General features: G+C 67.6%; 16 protein-coding genes and 1 tRNA gene. 9 read left to right on the top strand and 8 right to left on the bottom strand.

The genetic code is table 11. From position 1 onward, the window contains the following. The first annotated feature begins 9 nt into the window (after positions 1-9). From BS83_RS03945 to BS83_RS03935, 3 genes are all read left to right on the top strand, one after another. Entirely contained in the window at positions 10-1,068 is a 1,059-nt protein-coding gene (locus BS83_RS03945; RefSeq protein ID WP_037601004.1) for an AAA family ATPase, read from the top strand. A 123-nt stretch (positions 1,069-1,191) separates the two neighbouring features. After that, the gene (locus BS83_RS03940) at positions 1,192-1,377 is read left to right on the top strand and encodes a helix-turn-helix domain-containing protein (RefSeq protein WP_037601001.1); all 186 of its coding nucleotides are present in this window, start codon (positions 1,192-1,194) and stop codon (positions 1,375-1,377) included. Next, positions 1,377-2,612: a site-specific integrase gene (locus BS83_RS03935; protein WP_037600999.1), complete on the top strand. Its 1,236-nt coding sequence runs from the start codon at positions 1,377-1,379 to the stop codon at positions 2,610-2,612. The genes BS83_RS03940 and BS83_RS03935 overlap by 1 nt, the downstream gene beginning before the upstream one ends. Before the next feature lie 87 nt (positions 2,613-2,699). On the opposite strand, the gene BS83_RS45095 is transcribed toward BS83_RS03935, so the two are convergent. Next, positions 2,700-2,777: transfer RNA gene (locus BS83_RS45095), tRNA-Phe, on the bottom strand. A 186-nt stretch (positions 2,778-2,963) separates the two neighbouring features. Between BS83_RS45095 and BS83_RS03930 the strand changes: the two genes are divergently transcribed. Together BS83_RS03930 and BS83_RS03925 are read left to right on the top strand one after the other, a co-directional pair. Continuing rightward, positions 2,964-5,021 carry a GNAT family N-acetyltransferase gene (locus tag BS83_RS03930; RefSeq protein ID WP_051942585.1) on the top strand — a complete coding sequence of 686 codons (2,058 nt, stop codon included), beginning with the start codon at positions 2,964-2,966 and terminating at the stop codon, positions 5,019-5,021. Next, positions 5,018-5,497: an ASCH domain-containing protein gene (locus BS83_RS03925; RefSeq protein WP_232248042.1), complete on the top strand. Its 480-nt coding sequence runs from the start codon at positions 5,018-5,020 to the stop codon at positions 5,495-5,497. Before BS83_RS03930 ends, BS83_RS03925 begins: the two co-directional genes overlap by 4 nt. Positions 5,498-5,545: 48 nt before the next feature. Here the strand turns inward: BS83_RS03925 and drmC are convergent, their stop codons facing one another. Genes drmC through drmD form a run of 5 tightly spaced genes read right to left on the bottom strand, consistent with a single transcriptional unit; the run spans position 5,546 to position 19,412 of the window. Beyond that, a complete protein-coding gene (drmC, locus tag BS83_RS03920) occupies positions 5,546-6,298 on the bottom strand; it encodes a DISARM system phospholipase D-like protein DrmC (RefSeq protein WP_037600995.1) in 753 nt (250 codons plus the stop codon). After that, the gene (drmB, locus tag BS83_RS03915) at positions 6,273-8,309 is read right to left on the bottom strand and encodes a DUF1998 domain-containing protein (RefSeq protein WP_037600992.1); all 2,037 of its coding nucleotides are present in this window, start codon (positions 8,307-8,309) and stop codon (positions 6,273-6,275) included. The genes drmC and drmB overlap by 26 nt, the downstream gene beginning before the upstream one ends. After that, a complete protein-coding gene (gene drmA, locus BS83_RS03910; protein WP_037600989.1) occupies positions 8,306-12,040 on the bottom strand; it encodes a DISARM system helicase DrmA in 3,735 nt (1,244 codons plus the stop codon). The genes drmB and drmA overlap by 4 nt, the downstream gene beginning before the upstream one ends. Further along, on the bottom strand, positions 12,037-16,116 hold the full coding sequence (locus tag BS83_RS03905) for an Eco57I restriction-modification methylase domain-containing protein (protein WP_037600986.1): 4,080 nt from the start codon (positions 16,114-16,116) through the stop codon (positions 12,037-12,039). The genes drmA and BS83_RS03905 overlap by 4 nt, the downstream gene beginning before the upstream one ends. Further along, complete coding sequence (gene drmD / locus BS83_RS03900; RefSeq protein ID WP_232248041.1) at positions 16,113-19,412, bottom strand: DISARM system SNF2-like helicase DrmD; 3,300 nt, start codon at positions 19,410-19,412, stop codon at positions 16,113-16,115. The genes BS83_RS03905 and drmD overlap by 4 nt, the downstream gene beginning before the upstream one ends. Positions 19,413-19,474: 62 nt before the next feature. Here drmD and BS83_RS03895 point away from each other — a divergent pair, with 62 nt between their 5' ends. Beyond that, positions 19,475-20,578 carry an ImmA/IrrE family metallo-endopeptidase gene (locus tag BS83_RS03895; RefSeq protein ID WP_037600983.1) on the top strand — a complete coding sequence of 368 codons (1,104 nt, stop codon included), beginning with the start codon at positions 19,475-19,477 and terminating at the stop codon, positions 20,576-20,578. Continuing rightward, positions 20,575-21,114, top strand: coding sequence for a hypothetical protein (locus tag BS83_RS03890; RefSeq protein ID WP_030459225.1), 540 nt, complete (start codon positions 20,575-20,577; stop codon positions 21,112-21,114). The genes BS83_RS03895 and BS83_RS03890 overlap by 4 nt, the downstream gene beginning before the upstream one ends. A 253-nt stretch (positions 21,115-21,367) precedes the next feature. On the opposite strand, the gene BS83_RS03885 is transcribed toward BS83_RS03890, so the two are convergent. Together BS83_RS03885 and BS83_RS03880 are read right to left on the bottom strand one after the other, a co-directional pair. Beyond that, positions 21,368-21,841: an NUDIX domain-containing protein gene (locus BS83_RS03885; RefSeq protein ID WP_037600979.1), complete on the bottom strand. Its 474-nt coding sequence runs from the start codon at positions 21,839-21,841 to the stop codon at positions 21,368-21,370. Between the two features lie 27 nt (positions 21,842-21,868). Then, positions 21,869-23,095: a helix-turn-helix domain-containing protein gene (locus BS83_RS03880; protein ID WP_232248040.1), complete on the bottom strand. Its 1,227-nt coding sequence runs from the start codon at positions 23,093-23,095 to the stop codon at positions 21,869-21,871. 135 nt (positions 23,096-23,230) lie between these two features. On the opposite strand from BS83_RS03880, the gene BS83_RS03875 reads away from it, so the two are divergent. Next, complete coding sequence (locus BS83_RS03875; protein ID WP_051942583.1) at positions 23,231-23,788, top strand: ATP-binding protein; 558 nt, start codon at positions 23,231-23,233, stop codon at positions 23,786-23,788. Continuing rightward, the gene (locus tag BS83_RS03870) at positions 23,785-24,012 is read left to right on the top strand and encodes a hypothetical protein (protein WP_037600974.1); all 228 of its coding nucleotides are present in this window, start codon (positions 23,785-23,787) and stop codon (positions 24,010-24,012) included. Before BS83_RS03875 ends, BS83_RS03870 begins: the two co-directional genes overlap by 4 nt. Positions 24,013-24,135 lie beyond the last annotated feature (123 nt).

The raw sequence follows: 24,135 nt of genomic DNA, 5'->3' as shown, positions 1-24,135 counted from the left end.
GAGTCCCCGGTGACCCAGCCCCCGCCCCGCCTGCGCGTCGTCCCGCCAGGCGACGCCGAACCGCCCATCGTGGAACCGGACGACACCCCCGAGCAGCCACGGCCCGGCTTCCACAGCCTGTGGACGGCTGACCGGCTCATGGAAGCCACCTTCCCCGAGCCGAAATGGGCTGTCCCCGGCATCCTCGCCGAAGGCGTCACCGTCCTCGCTGGACCGCCGAAGGTCGGCAAGTCCTGGCTCTCCCTCGGCCTCGGCCTCCAGGTCGCCGCCGGCGGAACCGCCCTCGGCACCATCGCCGTCAACGCCGGGCCCGTGCTCTACCTCGCCCTGGAGGACACCCCACGCCGCCTCCAGTCCCGTATGGGGCACCTGCTCGCCGGACGCAAAGCCCCGGCCGCGCTACACCTGGAGACCACCTGCCCGCCGCTCAACCAGGGCGGCGACCACCTGATCGCCGGTTGGCTCACCGAACACCCCGACGCCCGCATGGTCGTCATCGACGTGTTCGCCAAGGTCCGCGGTCAGGCTGCACCCGGGGTGTCCGCCTACGACGCCGACTACGCCGCCGTCGGACGGCCGAAGAAGATCGCCGACCACTTCGGCGTGGCCATCGTCCTGGTCCACCATGTCCGCAAGCAGGCCAGTGACGACTTCCTCGCCGAAGTGTCCGGCACCAACGGCCTCGCGGGCGCCGCCGACACGACCATCGTCCTCAAGCGCGCCCGCGGCAAGGCAGACGGCTTCCTCCACGTCACCGGCCGCGACGTGGACGAAGCCGAGCACGCCATGCAGTTCGACAAGGACACCGGCAACTGGGCCCTGCTGCCCGGACCCGCCAGCGAACACGCCGTCAGCGATACCCGTTCCACCGTGATCGCCTACGTCCGCGACAACCCCTACAGCACCCCCAAGCAGATCGCCGAAGCCACTGGCCTCGCCTACGAGACCGTCAAGCGCGCCTGCCCCCGCATCGCCGACTCCGGCGACCTCCGTCGCGGCGCGGGAGGCACCTACGCCCTGCCCCTCGCGGCGCCCGACCAAGGGGACAGCGCCGAACTCATCACGTGATGTCCCTCATGTCCCCGTGTCCCCGAAAGCGCCGCCACCAGCGCGAACCCACGGGGACAGCACGGGGACACCGGGGACAGCCGCCCGCCACCGCACCGCTTCACACCTGGGGAGAAGCCAGCGATGACCACCGTTCCCGAGGCTCTGACCGTGCCCGAGGTCATGAGCGCGCTCCGACTCAGCCGAAGCAAGGTCTACGACCTGTTGCGCGCCCGTGAGCTGCCCAGCTTCACCGTCGGCCGGTCCCGCCGGATCGCCGTCGAGAGCCTCGCCACCTACATCCGCAAGCAGACCGAGGAGAGTGACTGATGGCCAAGCGCGCCAACGGAGAAGGCAGCATCACCCGACACCCCAAGAGCGGCCTCTTCATGGGCCGGGCCTACGTGACCACGACCTCCGGCATCCGGAAGCGCGTCACGGTCTATGGCAAGACCCGAGACGACGTGCGGGAAAAGATCGTCGAACTTCAGGCACAGGACTCCAAGGGCATCCCGACGCCCGACACGAACATGAGGCTGGAGGAGTACTTGACCTACTGGCTCGCCACCGTGGTCCGGCTCCACCGTCGGCCGAAGACCGTCCAGGGCTACGAGAGCGTCGTGCGCGTCCACCTGATCCCTGGACTCGGGAAGAAGAAGATCCGCACGCTCCGGGCGGCAGAGGTCCGCACCTGGCTTCAGCGGGTCGCCGCCGAGTGCCAGTGCTGCAAGCACGGTTGGGACTCCGCCCGCCAGGAGCCGAAGTGCTGTGCGGCGGGGGAGTGCTGTCGAACCGTGCTCTCCCGCCGCATGGTGCAGTCGATCCACGCGGTTCTCCGCAACGCCCTCCAGAACGCCGTCCGAGAGGAGCTGATCGTGCGTAACGTCGCCCAGCTCGTACAGGTCCCGACGCCCGCCTACGGCATCGGGAAGGGCCTGACGGTCCCGCAGGCCCGGTTGCTCCTGGCTGAAGCCGAGAAGGACCGCCTGTACGCGCTCTACGCCCTGGCGCTCGTGATGGGGCTGCGGTGCGGAGAGCTGCTCGGGCTGCGCTGGGAGTCGATTGACCTGGACCGCGGCGCGCTCATGGTGGAGGCGAGCCTTCAGCGTGTCGGGGGTGCGCTGGCGCTCGTGCTGCCCAAGACTGAGCACTCCATCCGGTCCCTCCCCCTCCCGCCCCTGGTCCTGCGCGCGCTGAAGGCCCACCAGCAGCGCCAGGACGTCGAGCGCGAGGCGTTCGACGGGCGCCCGCGAGAAGAGGGCGCGGAGGCCCCCGCGTGGAACTCCCGCGGCCTGGTGTTCACGACCCGCGAGGGCACGCCGATCGAGCCGGACAACCTGCGTCGGAGCTGGTACCCGCTGCGCCGGCGGCTCGGCCTGGACCTCCGGTTCCACGACCTCCGGCACACGTGCGTCACCCTGCTGCTGGACGAGGGGGTGCCGCCGCACATCGTTCGCCAGATCGCCGGGCACAGCGACATCGGGGTGACCATGAAGGTCTACGCCCACGCGTCGCTGGACGAGCAGCGGAGGGCCCTGAACGCGCTCGGAGAGCGGCTCGGCTGACCCGGTTGGTGTACCGGTTGGTGTAGTCAGAACGAAAAAGCCCCTGGCGGACTACTCCGCTAGGGGCTTTCTGCTGGTCAATCAAGGTGGCCAGGGCCGGGGTCGAACCGGCGACCTTCCGCTTTTCAGGCCAAGCCGGGGCGGTGGGATGCCCTGGTTTGGGCGATTCTGCCGTCCGTAGAAGGCTGCCATCGGACGCCGTCGTTTGGGTCGGTTGGCGTCAGCGTTGGCGTCAACCGGGGCGGGCTGGAAGTGTCACCAGGTAACAGACTGCTCCTTGATTCACACGATTCTCCGTGCCGGTTCCGCCGAAGAGGCGAGACTGAGCCTGCATCTCTCGGGAGGGGACTGATGGGGATCAAGATCGTGCCGGCGTCCGGTACGCAGGCGGACATGATCGAAGCGGCGATCGCGCTAGGAAATCGTTACACCAAGACGCTGGGCCTGTTGACTCCACCCGTCTACCAGAACGCCGCGGACGAGGGCGGCCTGCTGATCGCAGTCGACGGTGATGAGGTGATCGGCTACGCGCTCTGCGGACTTCCCAAGCGGAGCCCACATGTCCGCTTGACTCACCTTTGTGTCGCCGAGGAACGCCGGGGTGAAGGCGTTGCTCGCCTGCTGGTGGAGACCATCCGGACCAGGTACTCGCAGCGGCTCGGGATCAAGGTCAAGTGTCGGCGTGACTATGGGCTCACGGAAATGTGGACGAGTCTCGGTTTCGTCCCGCGTGGTGAGGTGCGGGGCCGTAGCAAGAATGGCGACGACCTGGACGGCTGGTGGCATGATCACAGTCATCCAGACCTCTTCACCGACGTCGAGAGCGATGCGCTGACCATCGTCGTCGACCACGGAGTGTTCGCGGACCTGCGCGGGCTGACTCCTTCACCCGGAGCGCTGGAGTCGGAGGCACTGGAGGCCGGCTGGCTGGCCGATCTCGTGGAGTTGGCCTTCACCCCTCAACTGTTCCGTGACGTCCGTGAGATCGCTGATGCGGCGGAGCGCAAGCATCAGCGGGCTGCCCTCTCTGGACTGCGCCAGATCACTCCTGCTTCGGAACCCGTGGCTGCCAGAAGCCGCGAGTTGCTCGAGGCGGCCCGTGGCGTCGGGGTCGACCTGTCCGAAGGGTCCGAACTGGAGCGGCGCGTAAGGTACGTGGCCGAGACCTCGTGTGCGGGGCTCCAGGTACTCGTCACACGTGATCCGCTGCTCGCCGGGTTGGCGGACGTAGCATGGGACATCGCCGGAGTACGGGTCGTCCATCCGTCGGTCGTCACCCTTCACGTGGACGAACTGCACCAGGCCCAGGTCTACAGGCCGGCCGATCTTATGGGCACCGAGTTTCGGGTCGGGGAGGTCGCTCCGGGCACCGAGGGCGAACTCGTCGCCTTCTTCGACCAGTCGAGCAGCGACAACGGCTCGGCCTTCGCACGACGACTCCGGGGGCTTGCGGAGGACGCCGTCGTGTGGCGTCGGGAGCTCCTCCGTGACGGGGACGGCCGACCGGTCGCTCTGTACGTATGGGCGATGGACGGCCGGACGTTGACTGTGCCCCTCCTGCGTACGGCTACACACCGGTTGGAGCAGACCCTGGCCCGGCAGTTGCTCTTCGGGTTGAAGCGCCTGGGTCGTGAGCGGGGCGCTCGAGCGGTACATATCTCGGACGCATTCATCTCGCCCGTCGCAAGGGCAGCTGCTGGCAGTGATGGATTCTTCGAGCATCAAGGCGGTCAAGCGGCCTTGCTTGTCGACGTGATTGGGACGGCCGATGCAGTCACGCAGTCCGCTGCGGAGGCCGCTCGTGGCCTGGGGTGTACGGCGACAGTCCTCCATACAGGACTGCCAGCCGAGGTGACGGGAGCCGTGGAGCGGGCCTGGTGGCCGGCCAAGGTCATGGACTCTCTGATGCCCTCCTTCATGGCGCCCATCAAACCGCGTTGGTCCACGGAGCTGTTCAACGTTCCCGCGATGCTGCTGCCGCGGAGCAGCGAGCTGGGAATCAGTCGCGAGCACGTCTACTACCGGTCACCCGGGCACCGGAACGAGAGCGTCCCGGGCCGCCTGCTCTGGTACGTCAGCGAGGGATTGCCCGGCCAGGACGGGCAGATGGTGATCGGTTGTTCGCGCTTGGACGAGGTGGTGATCGACACAGCTGACACCCTGTTCGCTAGATTCGAACACCTGGGCGTATATGGTCGAGCCGAGGTCCGCGAGATCGCCCACGAGGGCTCAGGTCGAGCGATGGCCTTGCGATTCTCGGACACTGAGATCTTCCCCAAACCGGTGACGCTGCGACAGCTGAAGTCGTTTGCCGGTGACCTGGGCCTACCGTTGTCCCTGATCTCGCTGACGAAGATCGACAACAGGCTGTTCCAAGCGATCTACGAAGAAGGGCATCGAAGGACGTGAACGAGCCGGAGCGCGCGATGCTGCTGTCCGTCCACCCCCGTTTCGCCACCGCGATTCTCGCCGGCAGTAAGACCGTGGAGGTGCGTCGACAGCGCGTCGCCGTCCCGCCGGGCACGCCCGTCGTGCTCTACGCCACTGCTCCCACAATGGCCCTGGTCGGAGCGGCTCTGGTCGCTGCCGTCCATGTCGGCTCTCCTCGGGAGGTCTGGGCGGCACACCGGGCGCAAACGGGCATCAGCAGGCGCGAGTTTGACGAATACATGAGCGGTGCTTCGCAGGCAAGCGGTCTCACACTTACGGAACCGGTTACTTTCGAGGAACCGGTTCCGCTCAGCGCGCTTCGGGCTGCCGGACCGTTCCACCCGCCGCAGAGCTACCGCTACCTCCACGGTGAGTCGCTCCGGCAGATGGTGGAAGCATCGTCTGCCGCAGGGGCTGTCCTGCAGGGCGTTTTGGGTACCCCGGTCCCTGTGTAACTCAAGCCTAAGCACTAGTGACGTGCACGATTCGGCGAGACCGGCGGATCAAACGCGCTCGTAGAGCTGGTCTTCGACCCGATAAATCGCTCGCTCGACGGACTCGGTCAGATTGGGGTTGTCGATGAGGACTCCGAACTCGACGTTGCCGTACTCCGCGCTCCAGGAGAAGTTGGCGCTGGTGACCAGGAGGAACCGGTGGTCGATAGCGAGGAACTTAGCGTGGTTGCGCACTGGTCCTCCATCGAACTCCCTCGTGCGTAGGACGATCCCTGGGCGAAGGTGCGCGGCCACCTCTGCTGTGGTCGGGGACCCGGGTTTGGAGTGCCGGTCGGCTGCTTGGGAATCGAGATAGACCCGCACATCGATCTCTGGACGGGTGGCCGCTCGGCGTAGTGCTCCCCAGAGCTCTGAGGACCGTTGGAAGTTGAAGGTCGAACAGGTGACGGATTGGCGGGCGCTGTCGACGAGGTGTGCGACGGAACTGGTCAGCGGACCGGACTGCGCGAGATGGCCGGGCATGGTCCAGAGCGGGTCGAGGGCGGTAGTGATCGACCGCGCTCCCTCCACGGCTCGGAGCACGGCCACGACCTGGCCTGTGCCGAGCGATCTTGGTCCAGAACCCCGTTCCAGCAGCGCTCGTATCTCGGGCCGGCGTCCGGCGGCGATCACCTTGAGGGCCGCCGTCAGGGTGTCGCCGTCGGTGAGCCGGTCGGCGAGCTCCCGGGCTTCGGTGCCGGTTAGGAGCCGCCCGAGCTGCCTTGCTGCTGCCGGGTCAATCGGCGTGGTCGAAGAAGCCAAGGTTGCTCCCAGGTAGGTCGACGAGGAAGCGCCGATCAAGAAAGCGGTTGGCCCGTTCGCAGGAGGTCTCGGAGGCCATGCCGCAGCAGTGGCAAGCGGCGCCGTGGAGGAAGTCCTCGGGGTCCTGCGGCGTGCGCGTGGCGCAGATCGGGTCGGAGGAGCACCGGGTGGCTCGATAAAGGGCGCGGGAGACGACCCCCTGCAGGCGCATGGGCTCGCTCAGCTGCACCAAGCCGCCGAGCGTGCCGTCGCTGTCCGAGGCGGTGGTGCAGATCAGCAGGCCAGCGGCGGCAGCCCGTCCCTCGGATGCCGGCCAGGCGTACAGGCGCTCGCTCAGGCTGGCTGCGGAGTAACCGCAGGTCATGGCCAGTTCGCGGATCAGCACGTGGGCGAGGGTGTGGACGAGCCAGTAGCGCGGCGGCCTCAGCCGGGTGTCGGGGTCGACCTCGACGGCCGTCTCGGAGAAACGACGGTGGAAGTTGCGCCGATGGGCGTCACGGTGCGCCCGCCAGATATCGCTGGTCGCGATCCGCTCCTCCCACGCAGCGACCGCTTGGTCGTCCAACTGCAGGAAGATGCCCTCCCCGCGGTCCTCGGTGGCGACGGTCCAGGCCGGATGGGCACTACGGGTCAATGGGACGAGCCGACGCGGCAGGTCCCCGACCCGGTCCATGGCGTCGATCCGGGTGAAGCCGATCAGGGCGTTGACCTTGCGCAGCTTTTCGACCGCGAGCACGCGGGCGATCTGCGGCGGCAGGCTGGGATCGCACTCTCGTTTCGAGAGCGTCAGCCCGCTGGCCGGGTCCTCAACCCCGGGTCCGAGCACGTCCTTTTGCAGGTAGAGCCATTCGGGAACGAGGAGGTCTACGGGATCCCAGCTGCGGATGCGCTCTTCCTGCTCCGCCTCGGAGGCCGCCGGCGCGTCAGCCGCCGCCACCGCCTCCGCCAGTTCGGCGTCCGACAGGTCGGTGACGTCGACCTTGCCGTCCAGCACGTCCCGCAGGGTCTCCAGGTCGTCGCGGTACTTCGCGAGCTTCTCGCCCAGAGCAGTGCGGACCTGGTCGGCGAGGTCGCTCTTACGCTCTTCCGAGGACTCCGGCATCACGATGATCGAGTGCGTCGCCGGGAACCACAGGTTGGAGGCACCGACGAGCATCAGCCGGGTGTCGTTTCCGCATCCGCTCGGCTCGAACGCGTCCAGGTGCGGGTGGCGCCCGCGGCAGCGCGGCAGCTTGGACCGTCCGGCTTCGCCCTGGGCCTCGTTCATCGGCCGCCGTGCGCCACAGGACTCGCAGTGGATCACGGCCGAGGCACCCTTGCCGGCCGTGTGGTCTACCATCTTCAGCGCCGGGAACTCTGCCTTGTCGCATTGCTGGCCCTGATGGACCCAACGCTCGTAGGGGAACTCGTCGAGATGACCGTCGACGCAGGCAAGCAGGTAGCGGGCCGGCACCGCCGGGCGCCGGGTCGGCCTGCGCATGCGGTCACCAGCTCGGCCGGTGCACCGGGTGTGCTCGAAGCAGGCCAGGTCGGTGCGGTAGGGGTGGGTGTTGCGGTAGTCGAACTGCGCGAGGCTGCCGAGCATGTCGCAGCCGGTGCATCGCAGCCACTGCGGGAACACGCGGGCTGGCACACCCAGGTCGTTGCCCTCGGTGGACAGGCTCATCTTCTTCGCCTGCCAGGGGAAGGGCCGCAGCTGGATATCCCGTGAGCGCAACAGCATCGCCACGGCCTGACGCAGCCGAGGTGCACGGATCTGCGGGACGCCGTCGCGGCGACGCCAGATCCGGTCCCAGTCGTCGAGTCCGGAAGGCATGACCGTGAACTGGGGAAGGTCCATGATCGCGCCCGGACCGTACGTGTACAGCAGGGAGGACGGGCGGCCCGAGCCGACCTTGGCCCTGTTGTGCTTGCGGCCCTCGTCCGACTCCCGCTCGGCGTCGCCCAGCGGATCGACGGCGTTGGACGCGTCGTAGAGGAACCGTGTCTCGGCAAGGGGTGCGGTGGTCACGAGTCCTCCTTGGGCGGAGCGAAGTTCCAGCTTGGGCTGCCGGGCGGTTCCACGAAGATCAGGTTCTCCTTGATCGGGCTCACCAAGAGGTTGATCTCCGGCTGCACCTCGCGCATCGAGTTGGCCACGACGAATGGTGGAGCGTCCTTCTTGTCCGCCCCGGAGCGGGCGTTCTCGGCACTGATCATGAGTGGTCCGAAGTGGGCTTCGTCCGAAGTCCGCTCGTAGACCAGGCCCTTGCGCAAGCGCGCCAGCTGCGTGCGCCGGTTTTCCCACTGGTCGAGCCGGTTGCGCAGACGCTGACGCGCCCGTTCGGCTGCGTTCTCGTCGGATGCGCGCTGCACCCGCGCCACCAGCGCGTCGATCAGCGCCTCCGCGAAGTCGCGCTCGGCCGCGATCCGGCCCGCGTGTTGCTCGGGCGACAAGCCGTCAGGTCGGACGGCGTCGAGGACCCGGGCCGCACTGACCAGAACGCCGTCCAGTCCGCGCTCCAGTGAGGTGACCGAGAACGGTGTGACCGACAGCGCCTCCACCCGGGCGTAGAAGGTCTCGTGGTAGTGCCGGAACTGCTCGAAGTGCGCGAGATCGCGCGGCCGGGCCCAGTTGCCCAGCGTAACCACAAGCCCCGGCTTGTCTCCGGAACGTCCCACGCGCGAGGACGCCTGGATGTACTCCGCCGTGTTCTTCGGCTGTCCGACCACGAGCATCAGCCCGAGCCGGGTCACGTCCACGCCCACCTGCAGCATCGAGGTGGCCAGGATCGCGTCGTACGGGCTTACCTCGCGGGTAGGCATCGGCTTGCCCGCCTCGCGCAGCGCGCGCAACTCCCGCTTACCGGAGACGGAGTCGAAGGCCGGGTCGAACGGCACTGCCATCTGGTCCAGCGTGGTGGTGATGTCGGCACTGGCCACACGGGAGGTGAGCTCCGCGGTGTTGAGCGTTCCGTAGGCCGTGCCGGTGCGGCGGGGCAGCTTCGACCATGGTCGCCGCTTGAAGAGAGCGGTTTGGATGTCGTCGCCCATGTAGCGGGCCATGCCGGCCAGTTCGCGGGTGGCGCTGAAGTAGCCGACTAGGGTCATGTAGGGATCGGCGGCCGGTCCGGACCGGTCGAGCAGCAGCTGCGCGCCGGCCATGAGGACCTCGGCGACCCGGATCTCCGCCGTGGTCAACCGAACCCCGGTGGTGCTGATCCCCACGTAGCGCCGGCCGGGGAAGTGCTCCGAGACGGGCTCCTCCTTGGAGAAGAACGTCTTCCCGGCGTCGAGCACCTGTGGCGGGAAGATCGTCACATCCCGCCCGTAGAGGGCGCGCACCTGATCGGCCGCGTTGCGGGCAGTGGCGGTGGAGGCGACCAACAGCGGCCGGACCGCCCGGCCCTGCGCGTCTCGCCAGCCCGCCATGACGTCGATTGCCACCTCGAACAGGCCCACCGTGGTGCCGAGCGCCCCGGTGATCAGGTGCAGCTCGTCCTGGATGATCAGGTCCGGCGGGCGCAGCCGCCCCGCCGGGCGGAGCCCTGCGGCAGGCAGACCGTCCTTGGCCGGATGCCTGCCGTTGTCGGTCAGCTCGCAGTACCGGGAGTCCGGGTGCACGTAACCATGCCGCCCACAGAACCGGGATACGTAGCCGAACAGGGAGGCGGCCTCCCCTTCCCGTGCGAGCCGGGCGAACTTGTCTACGGTGGCGATGACGAATGCCGGGGTGAGCCGGTAGATCTCCTCATCCACGGTCAGCACCGGCAGCCCCTCGGTCACCTCACCACCCTCGGCGAACGGGCAACCCGCAAGCTCGTCCCCGCAGTACACGTGTACCCGACGGGACGCCTTGACCGCCTTGACCTCCCGTGCATCGATCTTGCTTCCGCACCAGGGGCACCGCTGGATCTGCAACACCGTCAGCCGGTAGCCCGACCGGTTGTTGGCCTTCTCCAGCTGCGTCGCCGCCTCCTCGAACCGCTTCGGGCTCACATCCGTGCCCACCCACAGCCCAATCCGGAACGGCTCCTCCCCCCACGTCTGCGGCTCCGCCTTGCGCGCCAACTCAGCCGCGCACACCAACGCCGTCGCCCGCTGGAACTGCTGCGCCGTCAGCAGCCGCAGCGTGTAACGCATCAGCACGGACACACCTGTACCACCGTCCAGCGCGCCGTCCGGAGTCACGACGGCGCCCTGGCGCCGCCGGATCGCGAAGGTGTAGGCAGCCAGACCCAAATACGCCTCGGTCTTGCCACCACCGGTCGGGAAGAACAGCAGCTGCGCCTTCGCCAGATCGCCGGAGCGCTTCTCCGCCGCCGGATCGGTGAGCAACGGCAGCTGCATGAGAATGAAGGCCAGCTGGAAAGTGCGCCACGAGTGCGCCTTTGCTCCCTTGTCCGCCAGCACGGCGGCGCGAGCCTGCTCGATGCTCACCTGCGGGTGCTTGGCTCGGTGCTCGGCCACCTGAGTATGGATGCGCTGGTTCGCCATCACTCGGTTCATGAACTGGAAGCAGCGCAACGCCTCGTCGTCGCCGAGGAGGTGCTCCAAGCCATCGGCGAGCTGGCGCTGGACCTTGCGCGCCTCGCTGACCGCATCGAGACCCTCGCCCCGCAGGTGCTCCGGCAGAGCCTCGGCACGACGCTCCTCGCCATCCAGCCAGGCCGCGTACTCGCGGACGATCGGCTCCAGGCCGGCCCGCAGCTCCTCCCCGCTCGCCGCGGCGAGCGCGGTCATGTCCAGCAGCGCCTTGCCGATCTCCTCTGCCGTGGTCTGTGGCGTCTGACAGGTCGGCAGCCAGGTCGTCCACACTTCGCTGGCCCGGCGCGCACCCGCCGCCATCTGCCAATCCACCGAACATGTACGCCCGACGGCGAACTCCAGCCTGTCCCGGTATTGGAGATTCAGCCGCCGCAGCTCGTCGTCCCGCTCGTGACGGGTGTCCTCCACGGGATCCGCGACTGGGAGGAACACCTCGGCGCCACCGGCGTCCACGATCAGCTTGGTCTGGTAAAGCCACGCCTCGACCGGGATCTTGCGCGGCGTCTCCCGGTCATTGCACAACGCCACCTCGACGATCAGGCAGCCCCGCGCCTCGTCATCGTGCCGGTCGACGCGCAGCACGACCTTGTCCTTCAGCGGGAACTCCGTCGTTGCCGCTGCTTTGAGGTCGGCGACGGCGACCTTCGTGACGATCTCGATGGGCGTGCGCTTGTAGCGGCGGACGCGCCCGCCATCAGTGGCCTCGGACTCCACCTTGACCGGCTCGTACAGCCCCCAGGAGGCGGTGACCGTGAACGAGTCGAGATCGGACGGGACCTGGCAGCGCAGACCCATTGACGCGGGGATCATCAGTCCGCGCTGCTGCGGCTGGTCCTCGACGCCGGCGTCCTCGTCGGCGCCCGAGCCGCTCTCATCGACGGCCGTGACGGGCACACCGCGGCCCTGGTCCGCGTCCACGGCGTCACCGACATCGGTGGCCGCCTCGTTCGCGTCGACGTCCTGCGGGTCGTCGCGGCTGACGGTCAGCTTGAATGGGGCGATCCGGCCGATGAGGTACGCAGCGTCCGGCGCCGCGTCCAGCACCTCCTCCGGACCGCCTGCTGGGCCGAGCAGCTCCCGTTCGAGGATGTCGACCAGGTTCTCCCGCGCAGTCCACGACCGTCCGTCAGGCTCACGCACGAGCCGGTACTCCGCCTGGTCCTCGGCCTTGGCAGCGGGTGGCGTCGCGGCCGGCTTCGAGCTGGGCTTGCTCACTCGTCCTCACCCTCGATCTCATCCTCGCCCTCAGACGGGGACGGTGTCTCACTCTGTCCAGCAGCGCGGCGGTGATTTTCCTCCAGCAACCGATCCAAAATCTCCAACCGCGCTGCCGGGCTGACCGTCCAGCGCTCCATCTGCCGGTACGTATGGAACCCATGGTTCAGCGGAATATCACCCCAGCCGTAGGCCTCCATGACTGCCTCGTCCAGCGCAACGTGGATTTGTCGCAGCTGCGCCACGTCTGGGTCCGCCGAATCGGCGATATCCGGGTCATTGACGCGGTTGTACAGTTTAGTCAGTCCGAGATTGCGGCGCACCATGATTTCCCGCCGCCTAATGTCGAGATCCGCGCCTACCTTGGCGAGGCGGTCTGTGAACTTTGGCTGCGGCAACGTCACGAACGAGTCCGATGGCGTATAGCTCAGGTCTTTGCGTAGAGATGAAGAGTACCTACGTGCCCACAAATAATGAACGGAAGAACTGAGAATAGCATGCAGGGCGAATGAATCGGTTGCGAAGACCACGGTCTTCTGGTCGAAGATTTGTCGAGCGGGCACAAGAACTGGCTGCAGAGTATTGCTGGTCTGGGCCATGGCGATTACCTTGTCAAGCCCAAAAATTGCCTTGCGCATGGCCGGGCGAGGGCGCAGGAAGAGCCACCACGGAGCCTCTCGCACTGCTTTCGCTTTCGTTGCGCGTTCGGGCTTTACCCGCTCAAGCAAACGCCTGTATGGCAGCTCGTAATTCTCGGCCTGGTATTCCGATCGATTATAAAAGTCGATGATCCATCGGGATGGCGTGGAGTCGGGGCGAGAGTTAAGATCTTCGCCGTTGAGATAGGGGAAGAGCACCTCTGAATTCCTGGGATCAGCCTTAAGCCAGGCATCGGCCTCTTCGATCCCTAGTACAAAGCCCATGCCTTGAACGAAGCATCCCTTGAAGGCGATACCCGAATTCTCGGCGAGGCGCACTGGAGGCCCATCCACGCGACCAGCAGGCTCCAAGAGCGTGAGTACTTGCTGCGCTTCGACGCCATCGGCCACTCGCGGCACATCCGAGGCGATCGCGCTGCGAGTTCCCCACACGGCGGCATATTCAAGATTTGCACTAGTTGCGGGCCAGGGTCGGCTCTGAATCGACCGTGCGATGGTAAAGTTGTTGGCGACCATCTGGTCCAGGCCGACTTCCCGAGTGTCGCCTTGGGCAACGGTGTTCGTCGCGATGAGGCCAAGATTTCCCGTCCCTGCCAGCAGGGACATAGCGCGCAGGAAGAAGAAGGCAACGAGGTCGGCATTTCCCCGTCGCCCGGAGGCAAGAACGTTGACGAACCAGTCACGCACATTGGTGCCCATTGCGCCGGTAATCTTCGAACCACCCAAAAACGGCGGGTTGCCGATGATCGCGTCGAAGCCACCTCGTTCCATCACATCTGGTACGGCGAGGATCCAGTGCAGCGGCTTCCATCGCGCGTAATCAGTCTCAACCGAAGGCGTAAGCCCAGTCGTGAGGATGCCGTCGAACATGGCCCGGTTGGGCCTGGCGCCGTCTGCGGGGTAGGCCAGGCCGACTGCGATGCGAAGCTTCTCGTAGGCCTCGGTCAGCACCTTGCCGGGCTTGCCGCCGAGTCGCAGTCCGGCGGCGATCACGCCGTCGGCGACTTCCGCGAGTTGGCGGGTCAAGTCCTGGTACTCGCGCCACTGTCGCCGCTTCGTGGCCGCCGAGCGCTGCGGGTCGTCGTCGTTGACCTCGCTCGCCAGGCTTCGACGCAGCCTCGTAGCGCGCGTGAGGACGCCCTCGATGTCGAGGTGGCGGATCGTTGTGGTTCCTTCGCCGATGTCGAAAAGCGGTGTCGCGGCTGCCTTGACCGGGGTGATGTGGAGCGCGCGGAGCTGCTCGGCATCGGTAAGGCCAAGTAGGGAGTTGCCGTGCAGCACCTTGTCGTCGACGAAGGAAAACGGCAGTTTGGGGTCGAGGGAGACCAGCCACAGCGAAAGCTTGCACATCTCCACGGCCATGGCGTTGATGTCCGCGCCATAGAGACACCTCGCGACCACCGTCCTTATCGCATGGACGTATAGGTCATGGGCGGTCCCGGTCGCCACGCCCTCTCGGCGCCATGCCTCAACCAGCCGGGCGGCCAGGTACCGCGCGGCAGCGACGAGGAACGCGCCCGAGCCGCAGGCGATATCGGCGATCTTGAGATCGAGGATGTCGTCGGACGACGCTGGTCGCCAGGCGTCGTGGTCGGCGGTCTGGTATGGCCCAGGGTTGAAGACCAGCGGCTCCAGGGCGTGCTGGACGACCTCTTCCGCCAGTTTGCGCGGAGTGTAATGGGCGCCTGCCGTGGCGCGGGACGGGGTTTCGATGAGCAGGACGCCGCCGGGCTCGACGACGAAGGGCCGGTTGCGCAGGTCCCGTCGGATGATGCCGATGAGGGGCCGCAGCCGGTCGCGTAGTGTCCCGTCGGTGGTGACGGCGCGCAGGGCGCGTTCGGCGTCCTCGACTTCTCCGCTGCCGCGGATCGCCTTGGCCAGCGCGGCCTTGGACGGCGGTTTGGCCGCGGGCTGGTCGTCCTTCACCCAGGCCAGGATGGCGTCGGCCAGCTTCGTGGGGTCACGGTACCGGGCGGCCATGTCCTCCAGCTCGGCCAGTGGCATCTCCGGCTCCTCACCGGACTTGCCGATGAGGCCGACGGTGACCTCGTTCGTCTCCTCGCTGGAGTAGCCGAGCAGGCCCTCGTAGATGTAGCCGATCTGCTCGACGTCGATGTCGCGGAAGGAGATTCGCCGTGCTGGTTCGCCACGCAGCTCGGCCATCTGTACTGCGCGCAGCACCTCCAGCATGACCCGATCGCTGACCGTGATGGCCAGGGTGCCGCGCGGGCTGTGGGCGGTGAGGAACGGGAACCGGTCGGGGTCGAACAGCGAGCCACCGTACGAGGGCAGTCGCAAGTCCTCGAACGACGCGCCGCGCGATAGTGCCTGAGATGTCGCCAGCAGCCGGTGCCAGGTCAGGTGGGTTCCGTCGAGGGTTTCGCTGCCCTCTTCGCGCTCGCGACGGTCGAGGGCGTCCACCTCGTCGCTGATGCCGTAGCCCATGGCGAACAGCCGGCTCTGCGGAAGCAGGCCGCGTTCCTCGGCGAAGAGCAGGAAGACCACGCGCATCATCACCGTCACGGCGGCCTCGTAGACCTCCTCGCGGTCCGCCGGCAGAGGGTCGGGCTCGCCGTGGCGGACGGCGTCCAGGCCGGCCTCGGACAGGGCCTGGACGAGCAGCTCGACCGCGCGCCGCACCTGGACGCCGAGCGCTTCGGTGATCTCCTCGGCGGCGGCGACCGACTCGCCGAACAGCTCGGTCAGGCGGTCCTCTGGGCGTCCGCCGAGTAGCCGCCGTAGCCGGAGCAGTTCGACGAAGGCGTTGCGAGTCTGGGGTTCCTCGATCCAGGTCTGGGCGTCGATGATGCCGGAGGCGACCATGGTGTCCTTGCGGGCGCTAACGACGGCCCACCAGCGTCCGTCGGTGACGACGCCGATGGGGACCTTTCCGTGCCGCAGCAGTTCTTCCATGCGGTCGATCGGGCTGGTCGCCCAACCGTCGTCCAGCGGATCGCGTAGCGAGTCCACCGGGTCGACGACGAGGACGAGCGCGCCGATCGTCTCGCCGTGGGCGATCGCTCCGGTGGGCGTCACCGTCACGGTGTAGTTGGGCGACCGCACGCCGCCGGCGGCCTCGGCGAACAGCGCCCCAGTCAGATCGCTGGTGTAGTGGTCGCCCCAGCCGAGGATGTTCCGCAGAACCAGTTCGACCCAGGCGTCGCGGGCCTCGCGGTAGCGGTCGAGCGCGGACGGGTCGTCTCGGCGCAGGTCCCAGCCTTCCCATGCCTTCTCGAATGCCGGCTTGGCGTCCTTGAGCAGGGCCGCCTGGTCGGCACCGAGCTGGGGCATCCCCTGCTGCCAGACGCGCTTGAGGGCGGGAACGGACAGGAACGGCCCGTCGGCGTCCACCAGCTCCAGCCACGCGCGGTGGAGGTCGGCGGTGGAACGTGCTGACCCGGCGGACTTGCGCCTCATGACTGCGCCCTTCCTGCTTCAGCGTCGGCCGGGGTCAGTGCGAAGACCACGGCTGCGGCGGACACGTGCGGTTTGACATCGGCATACCGTTCACCGATCGCGGCGATCTCGCGCTGCTCCTCCTCATGGAGGTTTGCCAGCCGGTCCTCCATGGCCAGCAGGTCACGGCGGCGCTGTGCCTGCTGGTCGTCGGTGAACAGCAGTTCCTCCTGGGCCTGGATCTCCAGAGCCAGCCGCTGGCGGGACTCCTCCAGGTTGATCCGGAAGGCCCCGAAGATCTCCCGGGCACGGGAGACGTCGGACTCCTGGCGGGTGCGCAGCGCCTCCGTGACTCGCTCCTGGTGGGACTCGGCCCTGCGCGCCACGGCATTGAGTAGGCGGGTTCGCAGCCGGGAGTCCTCCGCGTCCCACAGCTGGGCGAGCGTGGCGCGCACGCCCTCGTCGGCCAGGATCAGGTGCTCCGCGTCGAGGGCCTGGTCGAGCACCTCCTCCACCTTGGCCTCGGCCATGGCCTGGCCCCGCAGACGCACGCCGGTGAGGAAGACCTCCTCGTGCAGCCGCAAGCCCCCGCGCCCGACGAGGACCAGCCGGGACACGGCGGCCACGCACGACTGCGGCAGGTCCTCGACCACGACTGCGGTAACCCGGTGCACTGGGGAGTCGACGCTGAACAGTGCGCTGCGCAGCAGCCGGGCCGAGCGTTGCATCAGCGCGTGGCCGAGGTGCACGTGCACCAGATCGGTGCGGTCCTGAGCAGCCTTGTCATCGAAGGTGATCAGGCGCAGGGCACCAGGGTTCAGGCGGGTGTCGAGCCCTTCGAGGGCGTGCTGCCACGCAGACCCGAGCGAGGGGATCTCGAACACCTTGGCGTCGGTGCGGTCGTCGCCGATCTCGATCAGCGGTGGCTGTGCAGTGAGCGCCAGAGCCGTGTCCACCACGCGACGGGCATTGCCTGGCGTCAGGTGCATCTCCAGCTTGCGCTGGTCGTAGGTGCGGGACAGCTCGGTGAGGCGGCGGTTTAGCTCGATGCCGCCCGCCAGTGCTCGGGTGATGATCGCGTCGCCGCTTTCGCGGTCGGTGGACCGGCTCTTGCGGGTGGCCGTGGTCGGGCTGAAATGCTCCTGCAGTTCGCCGTCGATGATCTGGTTGACCGAGCCGAGATCGTGGGCGACGTTGCCGACCTTCTCCGCGATGCGGCGCATGAAGTCCATGTCCGCGGCGTAGGTCGCCGAGGTCGAGTCGGGCGCGAAGTGGTAGATCTCGGGCGTGTGGTGCTGGCCGTAGCGGTCGATGCGCCCGATTCGCTGCTCCAACCGGGAGGGGTTGAACGGGACGTCGAAGTTGACCAGTCGGTGGCAGTACGTCTGCAGGTCGATGCCCTCGCCAGCCGAGTCGGTGGCGACGAGCACCCGCACGCGCTCCTTGCTCGGGTCCTCGGTGAAGCGGGCGCGGATCTCCTCCCGCTCCTCAGTGGGCGTGGATCCCTGGATAGTGGCCAGCACTTCGCCGTAGCCGCGTTGCGTGAGCACGTCGGCGATCCAGTCCAAGGTGGCGGCGTACTCGGTGAACACCACCACCCGCTCATTCGTCCAGGTCCTGCCGTCCGGACGGCAGATCGCGTCGAGGAAGCCGATCAGCGCCTTCAGACGCGAGTCCGGCCGGTGCTCGAAGCGCCGGCCCCATGAGACCAGGGCGGAAATCTCCTGGGGGCTCGCGGCTACCAGCGGATCGGAGCCCTTGCTCTGCCGCAGTGCGGTGAACTCCGGATGGTCTTCCCGGCCCTCCTCCTCGTCCGACTGCTGGCTGCCGAGGATCTCCTCGTAGTAGTCGTCCTCGTCATCCAGATCCGGCAGGCGACCCGTTGCGGCGGCCTGCTCGTAGAGCTCCAGCGTGCGGGCGAACGACCAGGGGCTGGACAGGAACCGCTTCTTCAGCAGCATCGCCACGATGTCGCCCGAGCGTTTCTTGCCGTTGGCGCGGGCGCTCTCGGCGAGGAGGCGCTCCAGAACCGCGAACTGCTGCTGCTCGTCGTCGTCCGGCGTGAACGGGATGGTCTTCAGCTGCCGGGTCTTGAAGCCCTTGTCCTTCAGCTCAGTCTTCAGCCGACGCACCGTCACCTCGCGCAGCGCTCGCTCGTCAAGGAGGGCGCCGCGGCTGAACCGCCGACCGTCGATCATCTCCAGTAGCGCGGTGAACGACTCCGGGTAGCCGTTGTGCGGGGTAGCGGACAGGAACAGGCGGTGCTCGCACCGCTCCGCCAGCTCGCGGGTGGCCACCGTGCGCTGGCTGTCCACGGCGTACCCGCGGTGGCCGTCCGCTGCGCTCGGGCCGGCGGGCGCAACATGGTGGGCTTCATCGACGACGAGCACATCGAACGCGAACCGCCGGGCAGTGGCCGTGTCCCGGGCGTCGGCGTAGATCGAGCGCAGCAGACGCTGTGCGCGCACCGTCGGCAGCCACGACAGGCTCACGATGACCCGCGGGAAGAGCCGGAACGGATTCGCGTTCAGCCCGTGGCTGCGCCGCACCTGCGACATCAGCTCGCTGTTGACGATCACGAAGTCCAGGCCGAACTTCTCCCGCATCTCGTCCTGCCACTTCAGTGCAAGGCTCGGCGGGCAGACGATGACGACCGAGCGCGCCCGGTGCCGCAGCAGCAGCTCCTGGATTACCAGGCCGGCCTCGATGGTCTTGCCCAGGCCCACGTCGTCGGCAAGCAGCAGGTTGGTGCGGGAAGACTGCAGGGCGCGGCGCAGTGGCTCCAGCTGGTATGCCTCGACGTTGGCGCCGCTACGGAACGGTGCCTGGTACGAGTCGGCGTCAGCGGAGGTGACCGCACCCCAACGTACGGCGTCAACGAATGCCGCGAGCGTGTTCGGGTCGTCGAAGCCATCCACTGCGATGGTCTCTGGCAGCCCCTGATCGGGCGCGACGGTGTGCCCGACCTCCAGCTCCCAGACCACCGCGAGCTCCTCGCCCAGGCGGTCCTCTTCGAGGGACTGGAGACTGACCACGTGGGTGAGCTGCGCAGTGCCCTCGTCGGCGGGGCTGCGCGGCAAGCCCTGCTGGCGCACATCGGTCACAGCCCAGGTGGAGCCCCGGACATTGACGACCTGCCCCGGTTCGGGGACCTGCGGCAGGGCCGCAGGCTGCACGGTGCGCGGGCCCCGCTGCACCTGCTCGTCAGATACAACCGCCATCGGGTGCCCCTTCGCTACCACCGCTGCTTGCCACCTGATCATGCCCGAGCCGGGACCATCTCTGGAGCAAACCAGCGGAAGAGTACGACGGCCCATGTGTCCCATCATCCTCGCGCTGTTTTTCGATTTTCGCAAACGGCCCTGCTAGCATGGCTTGCATGCCGAACACCCCCGACCGCGTACGCGAGCTGATCCAGGCATCGGGGCTGAGTCAACGCGATTTCGGCCTCCGAATCGGGCTCGACGACTCCAAGCTGTCCAAGTCCCTGAGCGGCAGTCGCCGCTTCTCGTCGCTTGACCTGGCGCGTATCGCCGAGCTGTGCACCGTGACAGTCGACTGGCTGATCACCGGGGAGGAGCCTCCGCTGGCTCTGGCAGCGCGGACCACCGGCGGTAGCGCCGGCGAGGCGATCCGCGCCGCGAGGCGATACAGCACGCTCAGATCAGACATGGCAGCTGTTGGTTTCCCGCAGCCGTGGCAGCCTGTGCTCCAGGGGCCCGCTGCAGGGAACTGGACGGAGCGGGGTCGCCGTCTGGCCACGAACGCACTGGGTGCTGTAGCTCGCCGCGGCCTGTCTGTACAACAGGAGGACCTCCCGAAGCTGGTGGAGGAGGTGTTCGGAGTCGACGTGGCGGTCGTCGAGGTGGGCCCCGACTTCGACGGGCTTGCTGCCGCGTCAAGCGAGGCGAAGATCATTGTGCTCGCTACCTGCCACCTCCCCTCTCGGCAGCGGTTCACTCTGGCCCACGAACTTGGTCACTTGCTGGCAGGTGACAACCAAGAGCTGCACCTCGACAACGACGTATTCGACAAGGCGTACGCGAAGGAGCCGAGCGAGATCCAAGCCAACGCCTTCGCTGCAGCCTTCCTCACGCCAGAAGAGGACATGCGCCAGGCTGTCGGCACGACCGGTCTCACCGAGGCATCTTTTGCCGCTCTAGCCTGCGACTGGATGGTGACCCCTTCGGCTCTCGCGTATCGGTTGCTGAACCTTCGTCTGATCGACGCCGGCGCCTGCGAGCGCTACAAGGCCATCACCTCGGCCAATGCGGCAGCCCTGGCTGGCCGTGGTGAGGAGCTCGCCCGACGGACCGTCATCACAAGCAGCTCTCGACCCCCAGGACTCCTCGTGCGCGACACCTATGCAGCCTACGAGGCGGGCGAGGCCACGCTCCGCCCGTACGCTGGCCTTCTTGGCAGGGACGTTGACGCGCTGAGGCGCGATCTGGAAACGGGAAGCGAGGCTTCCAGCTCCTCGTGAACGCCTACTTCTTCCCTGACAACACGGTGCTGTGCAATTTTGCCTCGGTGGAGCGACTCGATCTGCTCAAGGCAGTACTCGACGATCGCGGACGGTGGACCGCCGCAGTCGCCTACGAAGCGCACCGGTCAGCATCCGTCCTGCCCTCCCTCGGCAACGTCGCAGCTGACGGCTGGCTCGGCGAGCCAATCGAGATCACCAGTGACGTCGATGTCCAACAGATCAACCGCATCCGCCGCACGGTCTTCGGCGGCACCGACGACGAGCCGCTGAAGCACCTCGGCGAAGCGGAGACCTGCCACGTCATTCTGAACCTCGGGGAGTTCGCGGGCTCGTGGTGGATCTCGGATGACAACGAGGCGCTCAGATACGCACGACTCAAGGGCATCACCACCCGCGAGACAATTGATCTCATGGCCATCGCGGCTGTGAACGGGGATATCAGTGCACAGGACGCCTACGCGTTAATGCGGGCAATGGCCGCCCAGGGGCGGCATTTGCGGCTGCCCTCGTCCGCGGCTGACCTTCTGAACTGACGACCGGCACGTGTACCTGGCTCGTATGCGGGCCTGGCCCAGCGGGTGGTGGCGTGGCCAGCGGGTCCTGGGACGCCACTCTTGGCATCGTGGTGTTCGGGGCCGCACTTGCGTTTCGCGTGGCGCTTCGGCGGAGCAGCGCTGTACTTGTCAGGTGCGGGTCGGTAGCCAGGGCGCTCAAGAAGTGTTCGCCAGGAGAAGTGAGGCTGTTGGAGGCCGAGTTGGGCATTCTGAGGACGCCCCGGGCACCTGGTCAGAGGCGAGGCGTTCCGTGCTCCAGGTAGGAGGTCGCCGAGCGAGATCGGGCGTCAAGGCCGGCGTGGACCCGCCGGGCCAGACGAGGGATGAGGAGCTCGTCGATCTGGTCGGCGGTGTGGAAGGCGTACTCGCCGATCTCCACCCCGTCCAGGTTGATCTGAGCTCGCTCTTCTGCGGGGAGGATGCCCCCGTCGAAGACGAAGAGCAGCTTGTCGCCCTCGGTCGGGTGGGGTGCCCAGTCCGCGACGAGGAGGCGGCCGATGGGCGGGGTGATGCCGAGCTCCTCCTTGACCTCTCGGGCCGCGCCCTCGCTCGGGGTCTCGCCGGGGTGGAGGTAGCCGCCCGGGATCTCCCAGCCCGGCTTGTATGTGGGCTTCACCAGGAGCACGCGGTCAGCTTCGTCGAAGAACAGCACGCCGGCGGCGGTGCGCGGCTGGGCAACGGCCTCGGGTGCGTCGGAGTCGCTCATGCCATGACTGTAGCCGTCCCCGCCGGACTACCCCACGATGCGCAGCCGCTGGGCCACGCCCGCAAGCTGGTGGCTCGGCTTGCCGCGCTGCTGCCGGACCCAGGTGGTCACCAAGTGCCGTGGGATGAAGTGGTAGCGGACTTGTTCCGGGGCCAGTTCCTCGGCGTCCAGTACCAGGGCGAGTGCCTCGTCCATCCGGTTCTGCGCGCTGTAGGCGCGGGCCACTTCGAGGGTGTGCCGGACACGCCGCTCGAGCGGCAGGGTGGAGGAGTCCACGCGCGGCCCCTGGTCCGCGGCGACCTGGACATCGCCCAGTTCCATGGCCGTCGAGATGCGGTGGATGGCGACGTTGGTCGGCCCGAAGGCCGTCCACATGTGGTTGGCGTCGTGGCCGAGGCGCTGTGCGGCCTGGTCCGCCTCGGCGAGGAACGCGCTCACCGTGGCCCGGTCGTCGAGCCGGGCGGCGGTCACCGCGCCGACGAGGAAGAGCGTCCCGTAGATCGACAGGTAGGTCGGCGAGGCGTCGGCGAGGCCGCTCTCCAGATAGCCCGCCGAGTCCGCCACCAAGTCCCGCGCTGCGGTGAGGCGGCCGCTGGAAAGGAGGCAGTGGGAGACCGATCGGAACAGGGAACCGGTGACGACGAGGTCGCCCGACTCCTGCGCGGCAGCAAGACCGCGGTCGGCGGCCATCCAGGCGAGATCGGCTTCCCCTATCTTCGTCAGCACCATGGCCGCGCCCTGGTAGGCCATCGCGAGCAGGGCCTTGGCCTTCAGCTGCTCCTCGCCGTCGTAGGCACGGACAGCACGCTGGGCGTCGGAGAGGATCTCCGGGATGAGACGAGTGGCTCTGGCGTACCGGGCGTCCTGGTAGGCCGACCATGCGGATCCGACCTCCGCTCGCAGGATCTCCAAGTCGGGTGGCGGATCCGTGGACTCGGACGCCAGTAACGGCGACATGTGCTTGTAGTCCGTGAGTGCTTCGCGCAGTTTCGGCACTGCGCCGCCCCGGCCGTCGGTACTCCAGTCGATGAGGGACGGTTCGACCAGCAGGTCGCCCAGTTGGACGTCGAGCGCAGCGGCCAGCGCCTTGATTACCGAGAGCCGGTCGAGTTCGATGCGGCCGTTCTCGACCTTGCTCAGCCAGTCGGCGGTCCGCCCGACGAGGCCGGCCAATACCTCCTGCGGTATGCCTCGTCGGCGGCGGTACCAGGCGACGCGCTCCCCGATGGTCAGCGTCTCGGTCATCCCTCGCATGCCCCCAGCCTGGCGCTGCTTGGCTTCCTTACCCCGGAAGAATTTTCCGGGTTCCGCTGCATCCATCCTCCTAGCGTTCTGACGTGCCATCAAGCAGTGCTGATGAGCCGCCTGTTACGAGACGAGGAGGGGCACATGGCGATGGAACGTCGCGGCCGACAGGCCGCTGCACCCGCCCCGGAGGAGACGGTCACCCTCCACCCGGACTCTGAGCGTCCTCACACCCGTCAGGCACTGGGCAGCCTCGTCCTGGGCGACAGCAGCGTGCCCACGCGAAGCACACAGACCGAAGAAGTCCGGTGCGTCTCGGTGCAGATGAGGTTCGTCCTGTCCGCCCGTTCCGTGCCCTTGATCCGGACCTCGGTGAGGCGGATCGCTGACGCCTGGGGATTCGACGCCTTGCTGATCGACGATGCCGAGCTGATTGCTTCCGAACTCTCGGCCAACGTCGTGTTGCACAGTGACGCGGCGGGCTGCACTTGCTTCGATGTCCGCCTCGTTCCTTGCCCCTGCGGGCTGAGGATCGAGGTCTCGGACGGAAGCCCGCAGTTGCCCAGCGTCGAACACTCCAAGTCGACCTCGGAGCACGGCCGTGGGCTCTTCCTGGTCGAGGCGGTGTGCCGGCGCTGGGGCGTCGAGGAGGGTGGCAGCGGCAAGGTCGTCTGGGCCGAAGTCGGAGCTGATGCAGCGTGACCGCCCACCACGCGCCGCCGGCCCGACACCGGGGCGCGCACCACGACCCGTTGGGTGCCGCGCTCGCCTGGCTGTGGGCACTCGGACACCTGATCGTTCTGACGCTCCTCGGAGTCACGGCACACCACCAGCTCAGCGCTGATCACTCGGGCCCCGCCCTGGCGGCCGACCACGAGCCCGACCGCGAGCCACTACGTGAGCCCGCGGTCGAAACCGGGGCCTGACAACGATGCCAGGCCCGGCACCATCGCGCACCGCTGATCAGAAGGGAACACAGCCATGACGTTCACCAGCGTTCGCCTGGAGGCGCCGCAGCCTCCGCCGCCACCTCCCCCGCCGCCGCCGGC

Source organism: Streptacidiphilus rugosus AM-16, assembly GCF_000744655.1.
Taxonomy (GTDB): domain Bacteria; phylum Actinomycetota; class Actinomycetes; order Streptomycetales; family Streptomycetaceae; genus Streptacidiphilus; species Streptacidiphilus rugosus.
Note: the sequence above shows the minus strand (reverse complement) of the source record. Positions and strands in the feature narration are given on the sequence as shown.